The organism is Paenirhodobacter hankyongi (assembly GCF_003664585.1).
Taxonomy (GTDB): domain Bacteria; phylum Pseudomonadota; class Alphaproteobacteria; order Rhodobacterales; family Rhodobacteraceae; genus Rhodobacter; species Rhodobacter hankyongi.
This window is the reverse complement of record NZ_RCHI01000013.1, coordinates 1-18888: the sequence shown is the minus strand read 5'-3', so window position 1 is coordinate 18888 and position 18888 is coordinate 1. Positions and strand designations below refer to the sequence as shown.

At 69.7% G+C, this 18888-nt stretch carries 19 protein-coding genes and 3 pseudogenes; 9 read left to right on the top strand and 13 right to left on the bottom strand.

Going from position 1 to position 18888, the window contains the following annotated elements; translation table 11 throughout:
• Position 1: 1 nt before the first annotated feature.
• From DYS74_RS13090 to DYS74_RS13060, 7 genes are read left to right on the top strand one after another with little or no spacing between them, the layout of a single operon-like run.
• Positions 2-955, top strand: coding sequence for an ABC transporter permease (locus DYS74_RS13090; protein ID WP_121534140.1), 954 nt, complete (start codon positions 2-4; stop codon positions 953-955).
• Positions 945-1895, top strand: a complete 951-nt coding sequence (locus DYS74_RS13085; protein ID WP_121534139.1) for an iron chelate uptake ABC transporter family permease subunit — start codon at positions 945-947, stop codon at positions 1893-1895. The genes DYS74_RS13090 and DYS74_RS13085 overlap by 11 nt, the downstream gene beginning before the upstream one ends.
• Positions 1892-2659 (top strand): iron ABC transporter ATP-binding protein, encoded by a 768-nt coding sequence (locus DYS74_RS13080; RefSeq protein WP_121534138.1) that lies wholly within the window; start codon positions 1892-1894, stop codon positions 2657-2659. The genes DYS74_RS13085 and DYS74_RS13080 overlap by 4 nt, the downstream gene beginning before the upstream one ends.
• Before the next feature lie 24 nt (positions 2660-2683).
• Positions 2684-3361, top strand: a complete 678-nt coding sequence (locus DYS74_RS13075) for a MotA/TolQ/ExbB proton channel family protein (RefSeq protein WP_245965281.1) — start codon at positions 2684-2686, stop codon at positions 3359-3361.
• Positions 3358-3741 (top strand): ExbD/TolR family protein, encoded by a 384-nt coding sequence (locus DYS74_RS13070; protein WP_121534136.1) that lies wholly within the window; start codon positions 3358-3360, stop codon positions 3739-3741. The genes DYS74_RS13075 and DYS74_RS13070 overlap by 4 nt, the downstream gene beginning before the upstream one ends.
• A gap of 3 nt (positions 3742-3744) precedes the next feature.
• Positions 3745-4185 carry an ExbD/TolR family protein gene (locus DYS74_RS13065; RefSeq protein ID WP_121534135.1) on the top strand — a complete coding sequence of 147 codons (441 nt, stop codon included), beginning with the start codon at positions 3745-3747 and terminating at the stop codon, positions 4183-4185.
• Positions 4182-4979: an energy transducer TonB family protein gene (locus DYS74_RS13060; protein ID WP_121534134.1), complete on the top strand. Its 798-nt coding sequence runs from the start codon at positions 4182-4184 to the stop codon at positions 4977-4979. The genes DYS74_RS13065 and DYS74_RS13060 overlap by 4 nt, the downstream gene beginning before the upstream one ends.
• Before the next feature lie 37 nt (positions 4980-5016).
• Here DYS74_RS13060 and DYS74_RS13055 read toward each other — a convergent pair whose 3' ends face one another.
• From DYS74_RS13055 to DYS74_RS13010, 10 genes are all read right to left on the bottom strand, one after another.
• Positions 5017-6441 (bottom strand): aldehyde dehydrogenase family protein, encoded by a 1425-nt coding sequence (locus DYS74_RS13055; protein WP_121534133.1) that lies wholly within the window; start codon positions 6439-6441, stop codon positions 5017-5019.
• A gap of 112 nt (positions 6442-6553) precedes the next feature.
• Positions 6554-7849 (bottom strand): NAD(P)/FAD-dependent oxidoreductase, encoded by a 1296-nt coding sequence (locus tag DYS74_RS13050; protein WP_121534132.1) that lies wholly within the window; start codon positions 7847-7849, stop codon positions 6554-6556.
• A 50-nt stretch (positions 7850-7899) separates the two neighbouring features.
• The gene (locus tag DYS74_RS13045) at positions 7900-8535 is read right to left on the bottom strand and encodes a cupin domain-containing protein (protein WP_121534131.1); all 636 of its coding nucleotides are present in this window, start codon (positions 8533-8535) and stop codon (positions 7900-7902) included.
• A gap of 88 nt (positions 8536-8623) precedes the next feature.
• The gene (locus DYS74_RS13040) at positions 8624-9709 is read right to left on the bottom strand and encodes an ABC transporter ATP-binding protein (protein WP_121534130.1); all 1086 of its coding nucleotides are present in this window, start codon (positions 9707-9709) and stop codon (positions 8624-8626) included.
• On the bottom strand, positions 9706-10491 hold the full coding sequence (locus tag DYS74_RS13035; protein WP_220668849.1) for an ABC transporter permease: 786 nt from the start codon (positions 10489-10491) through the stop codon (positions 9706-9708). Before DYS74_RS13035 ends, DYS74_RS13040 begins: the two co-directional genes overlap by 4 nt.
• Positions 10488-11354 (bottom strand): ABC transporter permease, encoded by an 867-nt coding sequence (locus DYS74_RS13030; protein ID WP_121534129.1) that lies wholly within the window; start codon positions 11352-11354, stop codon positions 10488-10490. Before DYS74_RS13030 ends, DYS74_RS13035 begins: the two co-directional genes overlap by 4 nt.
• A gap of 80 nt (positions 11355-11434) precedes the next feature.
• Positions 11435-12445: an ABC transporter substrate-binding protein gene (locus DYS74_RS13025; RefSeq protein ID WP_121534128.1), complete on the bottom strand. Its 1011-nt coding sequence runs from the start codon at positions 12443-12445 to the stop codon at positions 11435-11437.
• Positions 12446-12660: 215 nt separating this feature from the next.
• Positions 12661-13251: a TetR/AcrR family transcriptional regulator gene (locus DYS74_RS13020; protein WP_183077528.1), complete on the bottom strand. Its 591-nt coding sequence runs from the start codon at positions 13249-13251 to the stop codon at positions 12661-12663.
• 88 nt (positions 13252-13339) lie between these two features.
• Positions 13340-14503, bottom strand: coding sequence for an NAD(P)/FAD-dependent oxidoreductase (locus DYS74_RS13015; protein WP_121534126.1), 1164 nt, complete (start codon positions 14501-14503; stop codon positions 13340-13342).
• Positions 14500-16008, bottom strand: a complete 1509-nt coding sequence (locus DYS74_RS13010) for a 2Fe-2S iron-sulfur cluster-binding protein (RefSeq protein WP_121534125.1) — start codon at positions 16006-16008, stop codon at positions 14500-14502. Before DYS74_RS13010 ends, DYS74_RS13015 begins: the two co-directional genes overlap by 4 nt.
• 630 nt (positions 16009-16638) lie before the next feature.
• Here DYS74_RS13010 and rlmF point away from each other — a divergent pair.
• Positions 16639-17544, top strand: a complete 906-nt coding sequence (rlmF, locus tag DYS74_RS13005; protein WP_121534124.1) for a 23S rRNA (adenine(1618)-N(6))-methyltransferase RlmF — start codon at positions 16639-16641, stop codon at positions 17542-17544.
• 2 nt (positions 17545-17546) lie between these two features.
• Here rlmF and DYS74_RS13000 read toward each other — a convergent pair.
• Positions 17547-17801: pseudogene (locus tag DYS74_RS13000) on the bottom strand (transposase); the annotation flags it as partial.
• A gap of 149 nt (positions 17802-17950) precedes the next feature.
• Between DYS74_RS13000 and DYS74_RS12995 the strand changes: the two are divergent.
• Positions 17951-18583, top strand: coding sequence for an AAA family ATPase (locus DYS74_RS12995; protein WP_183077527.1), 633 nt, complete (start codon positions 17951-17953; stop codon positions 18581-18583).
• Positions 18584-18642: 59 nt separating this feature from the next.
• Here the strand turns inward: DYS74_RS12995 and DYS74_RS12990 are convergent.
• Both DYS74_RS12990 and DYS74_RS12985 read right to left on the bottom strand, forming a co-directional pair.
• A pseudogene (locus DYS74_RS12990) lies at positions 18643-18747 on the bottom strand (IS5/IS1182 family transposase); the annotation flags it as partial.
• An 18-nt stretch (positions 18748-18765) separates the two neighbouring features.
• A pseudogene (locus DYS74_RS12985) lies at positions 18766-18888 on the bottom strand (IS3 family transposase); the annotation flags it as partial.

Below are 18888 nucleotides of genomic sequence, written 5' to 3'. Positions count from 1 at the left end.
CATGTCGCCGCGCCGGCTCTGGATCCTCGCCTCGGGGGCGCTTGCGCTTCTGGTCGCGGCAAGCCTCGCCACCGGCGCCGCCCGGATCGCTCCCGGCGATCCGATGGCGGCGCTGGTGCTGAGCGTGTCGCGGATCCCGCGCACGCTCGCCGCGATCCTGACCGGCGCGGCGCTTGCCGTCGCGGGGGTGGTGATGCAGCAGATCCTGCGCAACCGCTTCGTCGAACCCGCCACCGCCGGCACGCCCGAGGCCGCCGCCGCCGGCCTGCTGGCCGTCACCATCCTCGCCCCGCACGCACCGATCTGGGCGAAGATGGGCGTCGCGGCGCTGTCGGCGCTGGCCGGTGCGGTGCTGCTCGCCGCACTGATCCGCCGCCTCCCCCCGCGCGAGATCTTCCTCGTGCCGCTCACCGGGATCGTCCTGTCGGGCGTGATCGGCGCGGGCGTCACCTTCATCGGCTGGCAGACGGATCTGATGCAATATGTCTCGGTCTGGCTGATGTCAGGCGAGTTCTCGGGGGTGATCGCGGGGCGCTATGAACTGCTGTGGATCGCCGGCGCGGCGGCAGCACTCGCCTGGTTCGCCGCCGACCGCTTCGCCATCCTCGCCCTTGGCCCCGAGGCCGCCACCGCCCTTGGCCTGCATCCGCGCACCGTGGTGCGGCTTGGCCTTGGCGTCGTCGCGCTGGTCACCGCGATGGTCGTGGTCACCGTCGGCATGGTGCCCTTCGTCGGCCTGATCGTGCCGAACCTCGTCAGCCGGGTGATGGGCGACAATCTGCGCGCCTCGCTGCCGGTCGTGGCCATGGGCGGCGCGATCATGGTGCTGGGCTCCGACCTGATCGGCCGGCTCCTGATCCACCCCTACGAGATCCCGGCGGGCACGATCCTTGGCGTCACCGGCGCGGCGGGCTTTCTTGCGATGCTGTGGTGGAGGCCGCGCGATGCGTCCTAGAACCGCCCTCGTCATCGCGCTGCTGCTGGCGCTGGCCGTGGCGCTGTGGCTGTTCCAGGGCCTCGGCCCGGGCAACACGCGCTTCGTCCTTGGCCTGCGGGCGGCGAAACTCGCGGCGCTTGCCCTTGTCGCGGCTTCGGTGGGCATGGCGACGGTGCTGTTCCAGACCGTGGCGCAAAACCGCATCCTGACCCCGGCGATCATGGGCTTTGACGCGCTTTACCTGCTTATTCAAAGCCTTGCGGTTGCGACCCTTGGCACGGTGGGCTTCGCGATGCTGCCCGCCGGCGCCAAGTTCGCGGCCGAGACCCTGTTGATGACCGCCGTCGCCGTGGCGCTGTTCGGCGCGCTTCTGGGCCGCGCCGCGCCCGATGCGATCGGCCGCACGATCCTGACCGGCGTGGTGCTGGGCATCCTGTTCCGCTCGGGCGCGACGCTGGTCGCGCGGATGCTCGACCCGAACGCCCATGCCGTGGTGCAGGCCGCGAGCTTTGCCGATTTCGGCCGCCCGGCGGCGGGGACACTCGGCTGGGCGGCGGCAGTGGCGCTGCCGGCGATGGCGCTGGCGCTGGCGCTCGGGCCGGGGTTCGACCTGCTGGCGCTCGGCCGCGAGCGGGCGGTGCCACTGGGCCTGCCGCATCGCGCAATGGTGCTGATCACCCTCGCCCTCGTCGCCCTGCTCACCGCGGTCTCGACCGCGCTTGTCGGCCCCGTCGCCTTCTTCGGGCTGATCGTCGCAGGCCTCGCCCATGCGCTCGCCCCGGGCGCGCGGCACCGCGTTCTGCTGCTGACCGCGGCTGCCCTTGCCGCGACGCTGCTCATCGGCGGGCAATGGGCCTTCGAGCGCCTGCTTGGGCTGCGCGCCACGCTGAGCGTGGTGATCGAATGCGCAGGCGGGATCTTCTTCCTCGCCCTGCTTCTGAAAGGACGGATCCGATGACAGCCACCGGCATCGAGATTTCCGGGCTGCGCCACGCGATCCGCGGCACCGAGATCCTCGCCCCCGCCACGCTGACGATCCCCGCGGGCCGGATCACCGCACTGATCGGGCCGAATGGCGCGGGCAAGTCGACGCTCTCGCGCCTCATTGCGCGGATCGAGCCGCCGCCCGCCGGCACCGTGGCGGTGAACGGGCTCGACGTCGCCACCACCCGCACCGGCCGGCTGGCGCGCGAGCTGGCCTTTCTGGGCCAGCACACCACGCTTGCCTCGCGGCTGCGGGTGCGCGAACTGGTGGCCTTCGGGCGCTGGCCGCATTGTCATGGCCGCCCGGGCCCCGAGGACCACGCCGCGGTCGCGCGCGCACTGGACGATTTCGACCTTGCGCCGCTTGCCGGGCGTTTTCTCGACACGCTCTCGGGCGGGCAGGCACAGCGGGCACACCTCGCCATGGCGGTCGCGCAGCAGACGCCCTGGCTGATCCTCGACGAGCCGCTGAACAACCTCGACCTCGCCCATGCCCGCGCGCTGATGGCGCATCTGGCGCGGCTGCGCGACGGCGGCGGCTCGATCCTCGTCGTGCTGCACGATCTGAATTTCGCCGCCGCCTGGGCCGACAATGTGGTGGCGATGAAGGCCGGCCGGGTCATCGCCGAGGGCCCGCCCGCGGCGGTGCTGACCGAAGACCGCCTGTCGGCGCTTTACGACACCGAGATCCGGGTGGGCAGCCATGGCGGGCGCCCGCTCGTGCTGCACCACCTGTGATCGCCTGACGCAAGGATGAAAGAGATGACCGAGTTCAACCTGACCGATGCCCTCGAGCGCGCCCGCGCCTTCGTCGAGATGGGCGGCCCCGCAATGGCGGCGATTGCCGCGCTGTCGGTGGTGACGGTGGCGCTGATCCTGTGGAAGATCTGGCGGCTTGCCGCCTGCGGCGCCTGGTCGGGCGGCAGCCACAGCGCCGCGGCGATCGCGCTGTGGACGCGAGGCGCGCATCAGGCCGCGATCGACAGCCTCACCCGCCGCCGCTCGCTGCGCGCGCGGCTCGTGCGTGCGGCGATGGTCGCCGCGGCCGATCCCGCGCTGACCGACGAGGACGCGGAAGCCGAGACCGCCCGCGTCGCCCGCGCCCTTCTCGCCCGCGCCCAGGCCGGGCTGCGCGGGCTTGAACTCGCCGCGACGATCGGGCCGCTTCTGGGGCTTCTGGGCACGGTGACCGGGATGATCTCGGCCTTCCAGGCGCTGCAGGAGGCGGGCAGCCACGCCGACCCGGCGACGTTGGCGGGCGGGATCTGGGAGGCGCTGCTGACCACCGCGGCCGGCATGGCGGTGGCGATCCCGGCACAGGTCGCGCTGACCTGGTTCGAGTCGGTGCTCGACCGGCTGCGCCACGACCTGGAAGACGCCGCGACCCGCGTCTTCGTCGCGCGCCACAGCGCCCGGGCCACGTGCAAGGCGGCCGAATGATGCTGAGCTTCGCCGAACCGCGGCGCGCGCGCCGCCCGAACCTGACGCCGATGATCGACGTGGTGTTCCTGCTCCTCGTCTTCTTCATGCTCGCCTCGCGCTTTGGCAATGACCGCACGCTGCCGCTGGCGACCGGCACCGGCGCGGCCAGCGAGACCCCGGCCGTGCTGCGTCTGGTCGAGCTGGACGCAAGCGGTGGGTTGCGCCTGAACGGCCGCCTGATCACCGCGCCCGAGCTGGCCCCGGCATTGACCGCGCTCAGCCCCGACCCGGCCGCGCCGGTGGTGCTGCGCGGCAAGGGCGCGGCGCTGCAGGCGCTGGTCACGGTGATGGATACCCTCGAGGCCGCGGGCTTCTCGCGGCTGGTGCTGGTGGAGTAGCCGATGGCGATCGACCTTTCCCCGCCGAAGCGGCGCGGCAGCGATGCGAACCTGCTGCCGATGATCAACGTCGTCTTCCTGCTGCTGATCTTCTTCCTGATCACGGCCAAACTCGCCCCGCCCGAACCCTTTGCGGTGACCCCGCCCGAGGCGCAGGCGGGAGCCGAGGCGAGCGCCGAACTGACGCTGCATCTCGATGCCTCCGGGCGGCTTGGCTTTCGCGAGCTGACAAGCGATGACGCCGGGACCGACGCGCCGCTTCTGGCCGCTCTGGCCGCCGAGCGTGGGCCCGGTTGCGCGGGCGCCGACTGCGCCGAGGCGCCGCGGCTCCTGCTGCGCGCCGATGCCGCCGCACCGGTCGCGCGTCTGGCCGCGCTGCTCCCGGCCCTTGCCATGGCGGGCTTTGCAGGCGTCGAGCTGATCGTGAGCGAGGCGGCACCATGAGCGCGCGCACCGGCCTTGAGATCGCCGGCTTTACCGGGCTTGCCCTTGCGCTCCATGTCGCCGTCTTCGGCTGGTCGCCGGGCGGCAGCGCAGGGCTCGAGGGCGCGGGCGACGGCGGCGAGGCGCGCATCAGCCTGCTTTCGGCCAGCGCCGATGTGGCCGAGATGGTCGCCCGCTTCGACGCCCCCGAGGTGCCTGCGGCGGCGCTGGCCACCCCGCTGCCGCCGCCCGAGTTCCGGGTGCCGCAGGTCGCGCTTCCGGCCCTCGCCCCCCTGCCCGCGCCGGATCTGACGCCGCCGCCCGCGCCGAAAGCCGAGGCCGAGCCGCCCGCACCTCCGAAGGTCGAGGCACCGAACCCTGCGCGAAAGACGGAACCGCCCCCGAAGACAAAGCCCCGCGCCACGGCCACGCATGACTCGGCGGGGCAGCGCGCGGCAGGCTCGGGCGGCGGTGGCATCGCCGGCAACAATGGCACGGCGCAGGAAACGGTTGCGGGCACCGGCAAGGCCGTCAACCTGCGCGCGCAATGGGGCGCGACGATCCGCGCCCGGATCGAGCGGGCGAAACGCTATCCCTCGGCCGCGGGGCGCGTGGGCGGCACGGTCACGGTGCGGTTGAGCGTGACGCGGGGCGGCGATCTGGCCTCGGTGGCGCTGGCGGCCTCGTCAGGCAATGCCGCGCTCGATGCCGCAGCGCTCGAGGCGGTGCGGCGCGCCGGTCGCTTCCCGGCCGCGCCGAAGGGGCTGAGCGAGCCGGCCTATGCCTTCTCGCTGACGATCCGCTTTTCGCGGTAAGTCCCCGGCCCGTCGGGCCGGGGACAGGGCGGCCGGATCAGCTCCAGCCGCACACGCCCTTCACCTCGGTGAAGTCGTGGATGCCCCAGTCGGCATATTCGCGGCCGTTGCCCGACTGCTTGTAGCCGCCGAAGGGCGCGAACAGGTCCCAGGCCGGGCCGTTCACATAGACCGAGCCCGCGCGCAGTTGCCGCGCCACCGTGCGCGCCGTCTCGAGGCTGCCCGACTGGAGATAGGCGGCCAGGCCATAGACCGTGTCATTGGCGATCGCGATCGCCTCCTCGACCGTGTCATAGGGCAGGATCGACAGCACCGGGCCGAAGATCTCCTCGCGGGCAATGGTCATGTCGTTCGTGACATCGCCAAAGACCGTCGGGCGCACGAAATAGCCGGTGTTGCGGCCCTCGGGCTTGCCCGGACCGCCGGTGACGAGCGTCGCGCCCTCGGCGATGCCCGCCTCGATCAGCCGCTGCACCTTGTCGAACTGCAGCGCCGAGACCAGCGGCCCCATCGTCGTTGCCTCGTCGCGCGGATCGCCGATCACCACGCTTTCGGCCGCGGCCTTCGCGATGGCCAGCGCCTCGGCATGGCGGGCGCGCGGCACCAGCATCCGGGTCGGCGCGTCGCAGCTCTGCCCGGTGTTGTTCATCACCCCGATCGTGCCCTCGCGCACCGCCTTTTCAAGATCGGCATCGGGCAGCACGAGATTGGGCGACTTGCCGCCCAGCTCCTGCGCCACGCGCTTCACCGTCTCGGCCGCGGTGCGCGCGACGATGATGCCGGCACGGGTCGAACCGGTGAAGCTGACCATGTCGACCTCGGGATGGGCGGCCATCACCTGACCGACATCGGGGCCGGTGCCGTTCACCAGGTTGAAGACGCCCTTCGGCGTGCCCGCGGCCGCCATGATCTCGGCGAAGAGAAGCCCGCTCATCGGCGCGATCTCGGAGGGTTTCAGCACCACGGTGCAGCCCGCCACGATCGCCGGCGCGACCTTGCACACGATCTGGTTCATCGGCCAGTTCCAAGGGGTAATCAGCGCGCAGACGCCGATGCCCTCGCGCAGGATCTGCGTGGTGCCGCGGCTTTCCTCCCAGGCGAAGGTCTCGGCGGCGGCGATCGTCGCCTCGAGATGGCCCTGCCCGGCATAGGCCTGCGCCTCGCGCGCCCAGGTGATCGGCGCGCCCATCTCGTGGCTGATCGCCTGCGCCATGTCCTCGTAGCGGGTCTTGTAGACCTCGAGCACACGTTTCAGCAGCGCAATGCGCTCGGCCGGCGGCGTGGCGGACCAGGCCGGGAAGGCCGCGCGCGCGGCCGCGACGGCGCGCTCGACATCGGCCGCGGTGCCGGCCGAGATCACCGCATAGGCGGTCTCGGTCGCCGGGTCGATCACCTCGATCTCGGCCGGGGACACCGGGTCCACCCAGGCCCCGTCGATGAAGAATTTGCGGGAATCGGTCATGTCAGCTCCGTTCTTGGCCGGGGCTCCCGGCCGGGTTCGGGCGGCAAGGGCCGCCGGTTCGGGATGAGTGGCCGGGCGGGCGCGGCATCTGTGCCCCGCCCGGCCGGAAAGGTCATTTCGAGGCGAAGCCGAGGCTGTCCTTCAGCCAGTACCAGCGCACGCCAAGCCCCATCACCGGGCGGCGCAGCGCGTGCCAGCCGATGCGGGCAAGCCGGGTGCGCGGATAGACCGCCTCGCCCCGCCCGGCGATCTCCTCGGCGAGCATCCGCCCGAAGGCCGAGGCCAGTGCCACACCGCGCCCGTTATAGGCGAGCAGGCAGATCAGCCCGGGCTCGGGCTCGTGGAAATGCGGCAGCCCGTCGAGCGACAGGCACACATGCCCCGACCAGCGATAGCGCACCGGCATGCCGGCGAGATCGGGGAAGAGCTTGAGCATGCCGCGTTCGAGCGCCGCCATCAGCCGCCCGTCCTCGCCATCGCCCACGGCCCCGCGCCCGCCGATCATGAAACCGCCGCGCGGGGTCTGGCGCATGTAGAAGGCCAGCTTGCGGGTTTCCGACATCATCAGCCCGCCGGGCATGATCCGCGCCGCCAGATCCGCCGGCAGCGGGTCGGTCGCAAGCTGCATGCTCTGCACCGGCAGCACCGATTGCGCGAGGCCGGGCTTCAGCCGGTCGGTATAGGCATTGGTGCCGAGGATCACCCGCTTTGCGGTGCAGCGCCCCTGCCCCGCGCGCAGGCTCCAGCCCGAGGCGGTGCGGACAAGCTCGCGCACCGGGCTTTGCTCGTAAAGCATCGCGCCCGCCCGCGCGGCCGCCCGCGCCAGCCCCCGGGTGTAGTCGAGCGGCTGGATCGCCCCCGCCCGCGGGTCGCGCCAGCCGCCGAACTGGTTGGCCGTGCCGGTCCGCGCCGCCACCTCGTCGCGCGACAGGATCTCGACCGGAACGCCGCGGGCCTGCCATTGCCGGGCACGCGTCGTCACCGCCTCGAGCGCATGGGGCGAATGCGCCGCCTGGATCCAGCCGCCGCGCACCGGGTTGCAGCGGATGCCGTGGCGCGCGATCAGATCGAAGGTCAGATCGGCCGCACCGCCCGCCATCTCGGCCAGCCGGCCACCGCGGTCGGGGCCGTATTTCGCCACCAGATCCTCGGGGTCGTATTTCAGCCCCGGGATCACCTGCCCGCCATTGCGCCCCGAGGCGCCGAACCCGATGTGCCGCGCCTCGAAGAGCGCGACGCGCAGCCCCGCCTCGGCCAGATGCAGCGCCGCCGAGACGCCGGTGATGCCGCCGCCCACGATCGCCACGTCGACCTCGCTTTGCCCCGTGTGCGGCGCGAAACCGCACGGCGGTTCCTCGCTCTCGTTCCACCACAGAGAGTCCGCAAAACTCTCCTGACTGCTTTTCACCGTCTCTCTCCTGTCTGCCTGTTGGCCATGTGTCTCGTGCCCGGGGCCGCTCAGCTGGTGCTGTTCACCCAGATCACCTCGGCCGGCACGTCGCCGTCGTTGAAGAAGCGATGGCGCAGCGTGCTCGGGAAGGTGAAGCTGTCGCCCGGGCCGAGCAGATGGATGCGTCCCTCGATCTGCAGCGAGAAGCTGCCGGCGGTGACCACGCCCACCTCCTCGCCCTCGTGGGCATAGCTGTTCTCGCCCGAGCTGCCGCCCGGGGCGATGGTGACGACATAGCCCTTGTAGCGCGAATGGCCGATCGGGGTGGCGAGCAGCTTGGTCACGCCATTGGTGTCGAGCACCTTGGGCTGGGCCACGCGGCGCACGATGAAGGGGCTGTCCTCGGGCGCCGCCGCCTGCGCGCCGACCGGGTCGATCACCGAGGCGGGCGAGATGCCCAGCACGCCGGCAATCGCATAGATCGTGCGCACCGTGGGCGAGACGAGACCGCGCTCGACCTGCGACAGCGCGCCGATCGACAGCCCCGCCTCCTCGGACAGGCGGCCCAGCGTCATGCCCTGCTTCAGCCGCTCCTCGCGCAGGCGCATGCCGATGCTGTCGGCCTCGCTCGGCTCGGCGACGCGGCGGGGCGGAGGCGCGGAGATGTCGCCTTGCGGCTCGACGGGGTCAGTGTCGGAAGTCATGGAGGTCCTTCGGAAACGGATGGGGAGAATGCGTCCAGAGTGCGGGAGCCGGGCCGCGCGGTCAAACCCGACGCGGCCCGGCCAGGCCTCAGCCGGGAATGACGACGAAATCCTCGTCACGCCAGCACAGGGTGACGGCATCGCCCTGCGCCAGCGCCGAGATCCGCGCGAGGTCGCGGCTGCGCACCTGCACCGCCGAGCCGTCGGCCAGGCGCGCGATCAGCCGGAATTCGACGCCGAGATAGATCCGGTCCTCGATCGTGCCGGTGAGCGCATTGGCCGGCCGCTCGCCCTCGGCCGCAAGCGCGATCACCTCGGGGCGCAGCACCACCGTCACCGCGGCGGTCTTTGCCGGCGCGCGCGGATCGTCGCCGGGCAGGCTGGCCCGCCAGCCCGCCCCCTCGAGCCGGCAGATCCCCCCCTCGCGCCGCGCGGTGCCGCGCAACAGGTTCGCCTCGCCGATGAAATCGGCGACGAATTCCGAGTTCGGCCGGGTATACAGCTCCTGCGGCGTGCCGATCTGGGCAAGCTTGCCGGCGCGGAAGATGGCGATGCGGTCCGACATCACCAGCGCCTCTTCCTGATCGTGGGTCACCGAGACCACCGTCGCACCGACCTTGCGCGCGATGTGCATGATCTCGATCTGCATCTGGCCGCGCAACTTCTTGTCGAGCGCCGCCATCGGCTCGTCGAGGAGCACGATATCGGGGTGGAAAACGAGCGCGCGGGCCAGCGCCACGCGCTGCTGCTGGCCGCCCGACATCTGCTTCGGAAAGCGTTTTGCGAAATCGCCCAGCCCGACGATGCCCAGCATCTCGCGTGCCCGCGATTCCCGCTCGGAGCGCTTCACGCCGCGGGTCTCGAGCGGATAGGCGACGTTTTCGAGCACGGTCATGTGCGGGAAGAGCGCATAGTCCTGGAACATCATGCCGATGTTGCGCCGCTGCGGGGGCACGCCGGTCATGTCGCGCCCGTCGATCAGAAGCGCGCCGCTGCTCGGCTCGACAAAGCCCGCGATCACCCGCAGCGTCGTCGTCTTGCCCGAACCGGACGGCCCGAGCATGGTCAGGAACTCGCCCTTCCTCAGCTCGAAGGAGACGTCCTCGAGCGCCCTCACCTCGCCATAGTGCTTGCTCACGCGGTCGAGCTGCAGCGCCTTGTGCTCAAAGCTCATCGGTCGGACTCCTTCAGGGTATAGGACAGCACCACGCCGATCGCCGAGACCGCGATCAGGATCGCGCCGACGGCGGCGGTGGCGGGGTCGAGACTGGTGCGCACCTGGTTCCAGATCATGATCGGAACGGTGCGGGTGCCGGTATTGGCGACGAACATCGCCACCACCACCTCGTCCCAGGAGGTGATGAAGGCGAAGACCGCGCCCGAGATCACCCCGGGCAGAATGAGCGGCAGCGTCACCCGGCGGAAGGTGAAGAGGCGCGAGGCGCCGAGCCCGGCGCTGGCGAGCGCGAGGTTCGGGTTCACCATGCGCAGGCTGGCCAGCACCGAGACCAGCACGAAGGGGATCGCGAGCACGGTATGGGCGGCGATCAGCCCGGCATGGGTGCCCGCCAGCCCCCAGCGCGCGAAGACGAGATAGCTGCCGACGCCGAAGACGATCACCGGCGTCACCATCGGGCTGAGCAGGAAGCCCAGCACCAGCGCCTTGCCGCGGAAGCTGGCGGTGTTCAGCATCATCGCCGCCGCCGTGCCGAGCGCCGAGGCCAGCACCGCGGTCGCGGAGCCCACCAGCAGGCTGTTGCCCAGCGCCGCGCGCCAATCGGGATCGCTCAGCACCTTGCCATACCAGCGCAGCGAGACCCCCTCGGGCGGGAAGACCAGCCGGCTGCCCGCGGAAAAGGACATCGGCACGATGATCAGCGTCGGCACCAGCAGGAAGAGCGCCGTGGCGCAGACGAAGGCCCAGAACAGGGTCTTGCGCAGACGGTCCGTCATCATGCCGCGGCCCTCCGCGCAAGCAGCACCCGGCCGAGGCCGAAGAGCGCGAAGGCAAGCGCCGTCAGCCCCATCAGCACTACGGCGAGTGCCGCGCCGAGGCCGAAGTTCAGCTGTTCCGAGAACTGCCCGGCGATCATCTGCGCAATCATCATGTCGCGCGGACTGCCGAGCAGCGCGGGCGTGATGTAGAAACCGAGCGCGAGCGTGAAGGTCAGGATCGCCGCCGCCAGCACACCGGGCAGCGCCATCGGCAGATAGACCCGGCGGAAGCCGTGGAACCAGCTTGCCCCGCAGATCGAGGAGGCCTCCATCAGCCGCATGTCGATCTTCTTCATCACCGAATAGAGCGGCAGCACCGCATAGGGCAGCAGCACATGCACCATGCCGAGGATCACCCCGATCTCGGTGCGAATGAGCTTGAGCGGTGTCTCGATCAGGCCAAGGCCCAGCAGCACCTGGTTCACCAGCCCGGTGTTCTGCAACAGCACGATCCACGAGAAGGACCGCAACAGCAGGCTGACCCAGAACGGGATCAGGAGCGCGATGGTCAGGAACAGCAACGCGCGGCGGCCGGCATTGGCCATCGCATAGGCATAGGGAAAGGCCACCAGCACCGTCACCGCCATCACCACCAGCGAGACGCGGAAGGTCTCGGCGATCACCCGCAGAAAGACCGGGCGGGAGAAGATCAGCGCATAGTTCTTGCCGCTGCCGCCGGGCAGCGAGGCGCCGATCAGCTGGGCAAGCGGGTAGACGTAGAACAGCAGCAGGAACAGCAGCGCCGGCACCAGAAGCACGCTGCCGCGGGGCAGCCGCTCGACCAGTGTCGGGCCGCGGGGAATGGCGGGGGAAGAAAGGGTCATGTCAGGCCTTCGGGGACTTTGCGTCCGGCCCGCGCGATGGCGGGCCGGAGGGGCTGGGTGTCAGGCGTGCGGCGCAGGGCTCACTCGAGCAGCCATTCCTGGAAGCGCATGTCGACATCGGCGCCGTTCTTCGCCCACCAGTCGGCATCCATCAGCACCCGGTTGTCGAGGTGATCGGTCGGCAGGTTGCCCTTGAAGGTCTCGCTCACCCCGGCGACCGCAGTCTTGTTCGACGGGCCATAGGGCATGTACTGGGTGAAGGCGATCTGCTGCGCGGGCTCGGTGAAGAACTCGAGCGCCTTCATCGCCGCCTCGCGGTTCTTCGTGCCCTTCGGCACCACCCAGAAGCCGGTCTGCGAGGTCCACTGCGTCCAGTCGATCTTGATGCCCTGCTCGGCACCGCTGACCGCGCGGCCGACCCAGACGAGACCCATGCTCGCCTCGCCGCTGTCGAGAAGCTGCTCGGATTGCGCACCGGTATCCCACCACACGATGTGGTCCTTGATCGTGTCGAGCTTCTTCAGCGCGCGCTCGACATCCAGCGGATAGAGCTTGTCGGCGGGCACGCCGTCGGCCAGCAGCGCGGTCTCGAAGATGCCGCTCGGCGCGTATTTCCACACCGCGCGCATGCCGGGGAATTTCTCGAGGTCGAAGAAGTCCTTGTAGCCCTGCGGCGCAGTGGAGAACTCGGCCGCGTTATAGGCGAGCACCGTCGCCTCGATGTCCGAGGCGATGCGGTAGGTGCCGGCGGTGCCCGGGATGAACTTGTCGCGGTTCACGATCGTGTAGTCGATCGGCTCGAGCCACTCGGCATCGCTGTCGAGCCCGAAGCTGTCGTCGGTGACCATGATGTCCCAGTCGACCGCGCCGCTCTCGACCATCGCCTTCAGCTTGGCGTTGCTCGAGGGGCTGTCCTGGCGGATGGTGATCTCGGGATGCGCGGCGGCGAAAGGCGCGAAATAGGCCTTGTCCTGCGCCTCCTGATAGCCGCCGCCATAGCTCGACACGGTGAGGGTGGTCTCGGCCAGCGCGGCCCCGGCGGTCAGCACGCAGGCCCCGACCAGCAGCGTGCTCCACAGAGTCTTCTGCATTCTTGTCTCCCTTGTTGGTGACTCGCAGCGTCGTCAGGAAAACGAAATTAGTCAAACAATTTTTTAGTAAAATGAATTCTAGGTCCGAAATTCGCTGCATGACGCCGTTTCTTCAGCATTCCACGCGGCAGAACAGACATAATAATGAAAACTCCAGGCCGGGACGCGTGACCGAGGCGGAGTTTCACACGGGAAACGCCACCCGGGCGCGCCGTTCAGCCCACCTGCCCCTGCCGCGGGGCCCGGGCGAAGACATCGTCGATCATGCCGCGCGCCGCCTCGAGCTGGCGCTCGGGCGTCCAGTGCCCCGGATAGAGCAGCGCATAAAGCAGCAACCCGTCGAGCGAGACACACAGCCGGTCGGCGAGGCGTTCGGCCTCCTCGGGGGGAAAGCCGAGCGCGCGGATCCAGTGCAGATGATGGCCGCGCAGTGCCGCATAGACTTCGTCATGGATCTCGTGCAGCCCGGCATCGTGCTGGGTCAGCGCCCAGTAGCCGATCCAGACCGACAGCTGCCGACGCCGGACCGCGTCGAGTGGCAGGAAGAACTTGACCGCCCGCAGCACCGCGGCGCGGTCGGCGGTCTCGGGCCAGACGACGACCGCCTGATCCCTGAGCCAGCTGGCCCGCACCGCGGCCTTCACCATCGCCGCGCGGTTCGGGAAGTGGTGGGTGATGAGCCCGATCGTGGCATCGGCGCGTGCCGCGACATTGCGCATGCTGAGCGCGGTCACGCCCTGCTCGGCAAGCACGTCGCAGACCGCATCGGTGATCCGCTCGATCGGGTTCTGTCTGGGCTCTGACATCGGTCTCGTCGCTTCGTTCCGGCGGGTGTTGCGTCCCGCGGCCGCGGGTCCGGCCATATCGTGCCGCCGCCGCCCCGCAGGCGCAAGGTTACATAACGATCGTCTTGTCGATGAGCGGCGCGCCGCGTGCAAAACGGTCGAGTGCGAAGGGTTGCAACCGGCGCTCCACCTTGCCCTCGGTGATCGAGCGGGCAAGCAGCACCCCGGTGCCGGGCCCGCCGGTCCAGCCATAGGACCAGCCGGCCGAGAACCACAGGTCGCGCAGCTCGGGATGCGGCCCGATCATCGGCGCCCAGTCGGGCGTCGCATGGATCAGCCCCGCCCAGTGCCGCAGGATGCGCAGCTCGGCGAGCTGCGGGAAAAGCCGGGCATAGACGCCCGCCGTGCGGGCCAGCACCGGGAAATCGGCCGTCAGGCTCATCCGCGGCCGCTCGGGCACCTCGGTGCCGCCCACCACCTCGCCGCGCGCGGTCTGGTGCATGTAGCACAGGCTGTCGATCAGCGCGATGCCGGGGCCGATCAGCGGCCGGATCGGCTCGAGTGCCATCGCCTCGATCCGCATCGAATGGCCGGGCACGGTGACGCCGGCCATCTCGGCGACGGTCAGATTGAAACCCCCCGCCGCAACGACGATGGTCTCGGCCGCAATCCGGTGATCGCCCACCAGCACCGCCGCGGCACGGCCATTCTGCGTCTCGATCCCGGTCACCCGGGTGCGATAGCGGACATCGACCCCGGCCTCGAGACAGGCGGCATGGAAGGCCTTCATCCCGGCGTGATGCGGCGCGACGCCACCATCGGCCAGATGGATCGCGTTGAGCACCTTGTCGTGCCGGATCGCCGGCAGCACCCGCCGCACGCCCGCCCCCGAGATCAGCTCGGCCTTCACCCCATAGTGGTGGTGCAGCCGGATGGTGTCGTTCAGCACCCCCGCGGTGCGTTCGGTCTCGGCCACCATCGTGTAGCCGCGGCGCGAGAACATGGTGTTGTGGCCAAGCGTGCGCGACAGATCCTGCCAGCAGCGGGTCGAGAACTCGAACAGCTCGATCCAGGCCTGCGAGCCGAAGCCGCCGCGGATCAGCGTGCCGTTGCGCCCCGAGGCGCCCCCCTGCCAATAGCCCGCGTCGAGCACCAGCACCCCCTTGCGGCCGTTGCGCGCCAGGTTGAAGGCACAGGCGAGCCCCTGGATGCCGCCGCCCACGATCACCACCGAGGCCTGCGACGGCAGCGCCCTGTCCTGTGCCTGCATCATTCATACCCTCCCTCGGGACCACTTGCCGGGCGGACATCGGGGGCGACAAGCCCCTCCATCCCCGCCGCCTGTGCCACGGTCAGCGCCCGGCGCGGGGCGCGGTGGCTTGGCCTTGGCACGCGCTGCACGGCCTGCGGCGCGAGCTGCGCGACGACCGCAGCCATCGTCTCCCAGCAGGGAAAGCCCTGACACGGCCCCATCCCGCAGGACGTGAGGCGCTTGAGCACCTCGAGATCGGTGATGCCGCGGTCGATGTGGTGGCGCAGCTCGCCCACCGTGACATCCATGCAGGCGCAGACATAGGACGCATCCTCGAGCACCGCCGGCAGTGCGAGCGGCGCGACCGGCTGCGCACAGCTGCCCGCAAGCGCCACCCGCGGCGGGATCGCGCCCGGGCGCAGCTGCACGCAGCCGGCGGCCGAGGCCTGGAACGGCAGCCCGGGATCGGGCCGCGCGTCCCCCGCGAAGATCACACCATCGCAGCGCAGCCGCGCGCCCACCTCGACGCCCGTCACCCGGCTCCGGCCGAGGATGCGGTGCAGCTCGGTGCGCGGGCCGGCGTGGACGCAACTCGCCCCCGAGGGCGCAAGGCGGCGCGCAAGCTCTGCCGCTGCGCAGGCATCTTCGGCGAAGACCGCGATCCGGCGCCCCGGCGCGACGCCATGATCGAGCGCCAGCCGCAGCGCGGCACGCGCGTCGATCACCCCGGGCAGGTGGTTGCCGGGCACCAGCAGCGGCATCGCCCGACGGCCGGTCGCCAGCACCACCCGGCCCGGCACGAAGACGAGCCCACCGCGCGTCGTGTCGAACGGCGCCGCCGCCACGATCTCGCCGCCGCGGTAGAGGCCGAAGACCTCGGTCTCGGGGAAGACCTGCACCTGGGGCGCAAGCGGCACCGCGGCCCGGGCCGGATCGCACGCCGTCCCGCCCGCAGCCGATCGGGTCACCAGCGCGACGCGCACCCCCTCGGCAGCGGCGGCATTCGCCACGCGCCGCCCCTCGACGCCGCCGCCGACGACAAGCAGGTCAACCTCGATCCGCCTGCCCGGCACCGCCTGCCCCGGGCGCGGCGCCGGGGGATCGGCCATGCCGGCCAGATGGCTCATCACCTTTTCCGCCAGACGGAACGCGCGCGGCGAGCGCGGCATCAGCGCGCCATGCTCGAACCCGCCATAGAGCCACGGTGCCGGCACGAGCGACAGCGCCCGCGTCACATCGACCCCCGGCGCCGGCCAGCAGTTCTGCGCCCGCACCTGCGCCCCCGCGCGCAGCGGCACCTGATCGAGCCGCACGTTCGGGATGCCATCGACCCGCGCAAGGTTGCCCGAGACCGAGGCCCCGAGCAGCCCGAGCGGCAGGTGCCGCTTGCGCGTCGTCGCCACCCGGCGGATGCCGTTGCGCCACAGCGCAGCCGCCAGCGTGTCGCCCGCCCGCCCCGTCAGGCGCCGCCCGTTGAAGCTGAAGACGATTGCCTCGCCCCCGGCCGATGCTGTCCCGTCTCTCATTCCCCGTCTCCCCGTGCTGTGCCGCCACCAGCCGGACAAACCTCCGGAAAGCGCGACCGCCAGTCTTGCGCGCCAACCATCGGTGACGCGACATAACAGTTGTTATCTTTCATAGAGCGGAGCGCCCTGCCGTCTGTCAACGGATTTCTTGTCGCCGAGAGGCTTGATGCCCGATCGGAACGCCGGGGCCAGGAATCGCGCCCACGCAACGGCCCCGCCTTCGGACGCGCAGCCCCGCCCGAGCCCCATTCCGCCGCCGGATCGATGCTGCAGAAGGGCAAGCCGGCCATCCCGGGCAGCCCCCCTCGCCGCCCATGAGCCCCCGCAGGCAAGCGCCGCGCGCCGCAAGAGCCGCCAGATGGCGACGATTGGCGCGAAGGGCATGCCGCGTTGCCTCTGGACGACGCTCGGCCTTTCGCGTCGCTGCCGCGCGCTTTCTGTCGACAGGCCGGAATGACCGGAACGGGCGGCGCCGTCCTTCGCTGCGGCGCAGCCGCTTCGCGACGGGCCGTGGCGGGAAGGTCACCCGGCGTCTCGGTGCCGTTCAGCTATTCCGCAGGCGGCCACGACGCTCTAAGCTTGAAGCCCTGTCGGGCGAGCGGCCTGCACCCATAGGCTAGAAGGTTTCCGATGGCGGTCAAATCCATCCTGCACCCCCGCAACCAGCACCGGGAGGGGTATGACTTCGAGCGCCTGTTCGTGACATCCCCCGAACTGAAGGCCGTCACGACAAGAAACCCGAGCGGTCGGATGACGATCGATTTTCAAGACGCAAACGCGGTCCGCATGCTCAACCGGGCCCTCCTGAGGGCACATTACGACATCGAGTTCTGGGACATTCCGGCCTCTTTCCTGTGCCCCCCGATCCCGGGCCGTGTCGATTACATCCACTACCTGGCGGATCTTCTGGCCGAGAGTAACGGCCAGAAGATCCCTCTCGGCCCCGAGATCAAGGCGCTCGACATCGGGACCGGCGCCAGCCTCGTGTATCCGCTGACAGGTCGGCATGAATACGGCTGGGACTTCACCGGCGTCGATATCGACCCGCTCTCGATCAGGTCGGGCCGCGAGATCTGCAAACGCAACGGGCTGAACATCCGGCTCCGACATCAGAAGAACCCGGAGGATATCTTCGCAGGCGTTGTCGGCCCCGATGACATTTTCCATGTCACGCTGTGCAATCCGCCGTTTCACGCATCGCCTGCCGAAGCCGAAGAGGGCACGCGGCGCAAGTGGCGCAATCTTGGCAAGGGGCACTCGGCCGAACTCAATTTCGGCGGCCAGAATGCCGAGCTCTGGTGCCCCGGGGGTGAAATCGGCTTCATCGCCCGCATGATCGAGCAGAGCATGGCTTTTGCCGACCAATGCCTGTGGTTCACCTGCCTGGTGTCCAAGAAGGACAGCCTCAAGCCACTTTTCCGGCTGCTGAAAAAGGCGAGGGTTGCCGAGTTCAGGGTCGTCGAAATGGCGCAGGGACAGAAGACCAGCCGGTTCGTTGCCTGGACCTACTATCCCGAACGGCAGAGATCCCTCTAGGGTCAGGACTGGTTCTCGGGGCAGAGCCGGAAGATGACGGTTGCGGCGAAGAGGATGGCGGAGAGGAAGAGCTTTGGGCATCGATCGTAGCGGGTGGCACCCCGTCGCCAGTCCTTCGGTCGTCCGAACATGATCTCGATCCGGTTGCGGCGTTCGTCGCGGCGCTTGTCGTGTTTCACGTGCCTGGCACGCGACATCCTTCCCGGGGAGACAGGCTTTATCCCTTTGTCTTTCAGTGCTCCCCTGAACCAGGTCGCTCCACCGCTTCCAGCGGTGGTATAGGGTCTTGGGAGAGGCGTATTCCCGGGGGCATCACACCAGCGTAACCCATTGCGGTTGCTGGATAATATTCCACCAAGGGCACGCGTTGCGGAAATCGGTGCGCGAGGGTTGGCCGGGCGTTCGCTTGCCGCCGCTTCTGCTCGATGGGCCCCCGGGGATCGCAAAGTCGACTTGGGCACGTCATCTGGCTACCGCGCTGCGTATGCCGTCGATATCGGTTGAGGCGACGGTCGAGAACGCCAGTTTCGGATTGCTCGGCTGTCAGCGCGGCTGGGCCACCGCAGGACCCGGGCGGCTGCTACAGCTGATCCTTCAGGAGAGGGTTGGCAACCCGATCGTCGTGATCGATGAACTCGAAAAGGCCGGTCGTGTGACAGGGACGAATGGCGGGTCCTATGATCTGTGCGGCGGACTGTTGCCACTGTTGGAGCCCGCAACCGCAAACCGTTGGACTTGCCCGTATTTTCAGGTGCCATTTGACTTGGGACAGGTGTCATGGGTCATGACCGTCAACGCGACGCGCCCCATTCCAGAGCCTCTGCTGAGCCGCTGCCCGCCGATCCGGCTGCCGCACCTGACAACGCGGGACCTGACCGGTTTCGCGCGTCGTCAGGGCGCGCGGCGTGCTTTGAGCGATGACAGCATCGAGGTGATCGTGGAAGCGATCCAAGCGAGCGCAGGTCCCATCTCGCTCCGGACTGTGATGCGGATGATCGCGCGTGCCGAGACGCTTGAGGCGAGGCCGCAGTGGCACTGACGGGCGCCTCAACGCATTGGAGAGATTATGATAAACCTAGGCTCCAGACTCATTAGATTTCACAGCCAGAACAAGACGGTTGCAGCGAGCATGATCGCGGAGAAGAAGGTTTCTGGGCACCGGTCGTATCGTGTGGCGACGCGCCGCCAGTCCTTGAGCCGCCCTGACCTGCCACGGGTCTTTCATCCAGCCGTGACCGGAGCCCGGTTGGGGTTTACGCCGATCGGCGCAGGTTGAGCAATCGCCCGACGCGCGGAGCTATCATCTCGTGCAGCGGGGCGGGCGATTGCGGTGGTCAGGCTCCG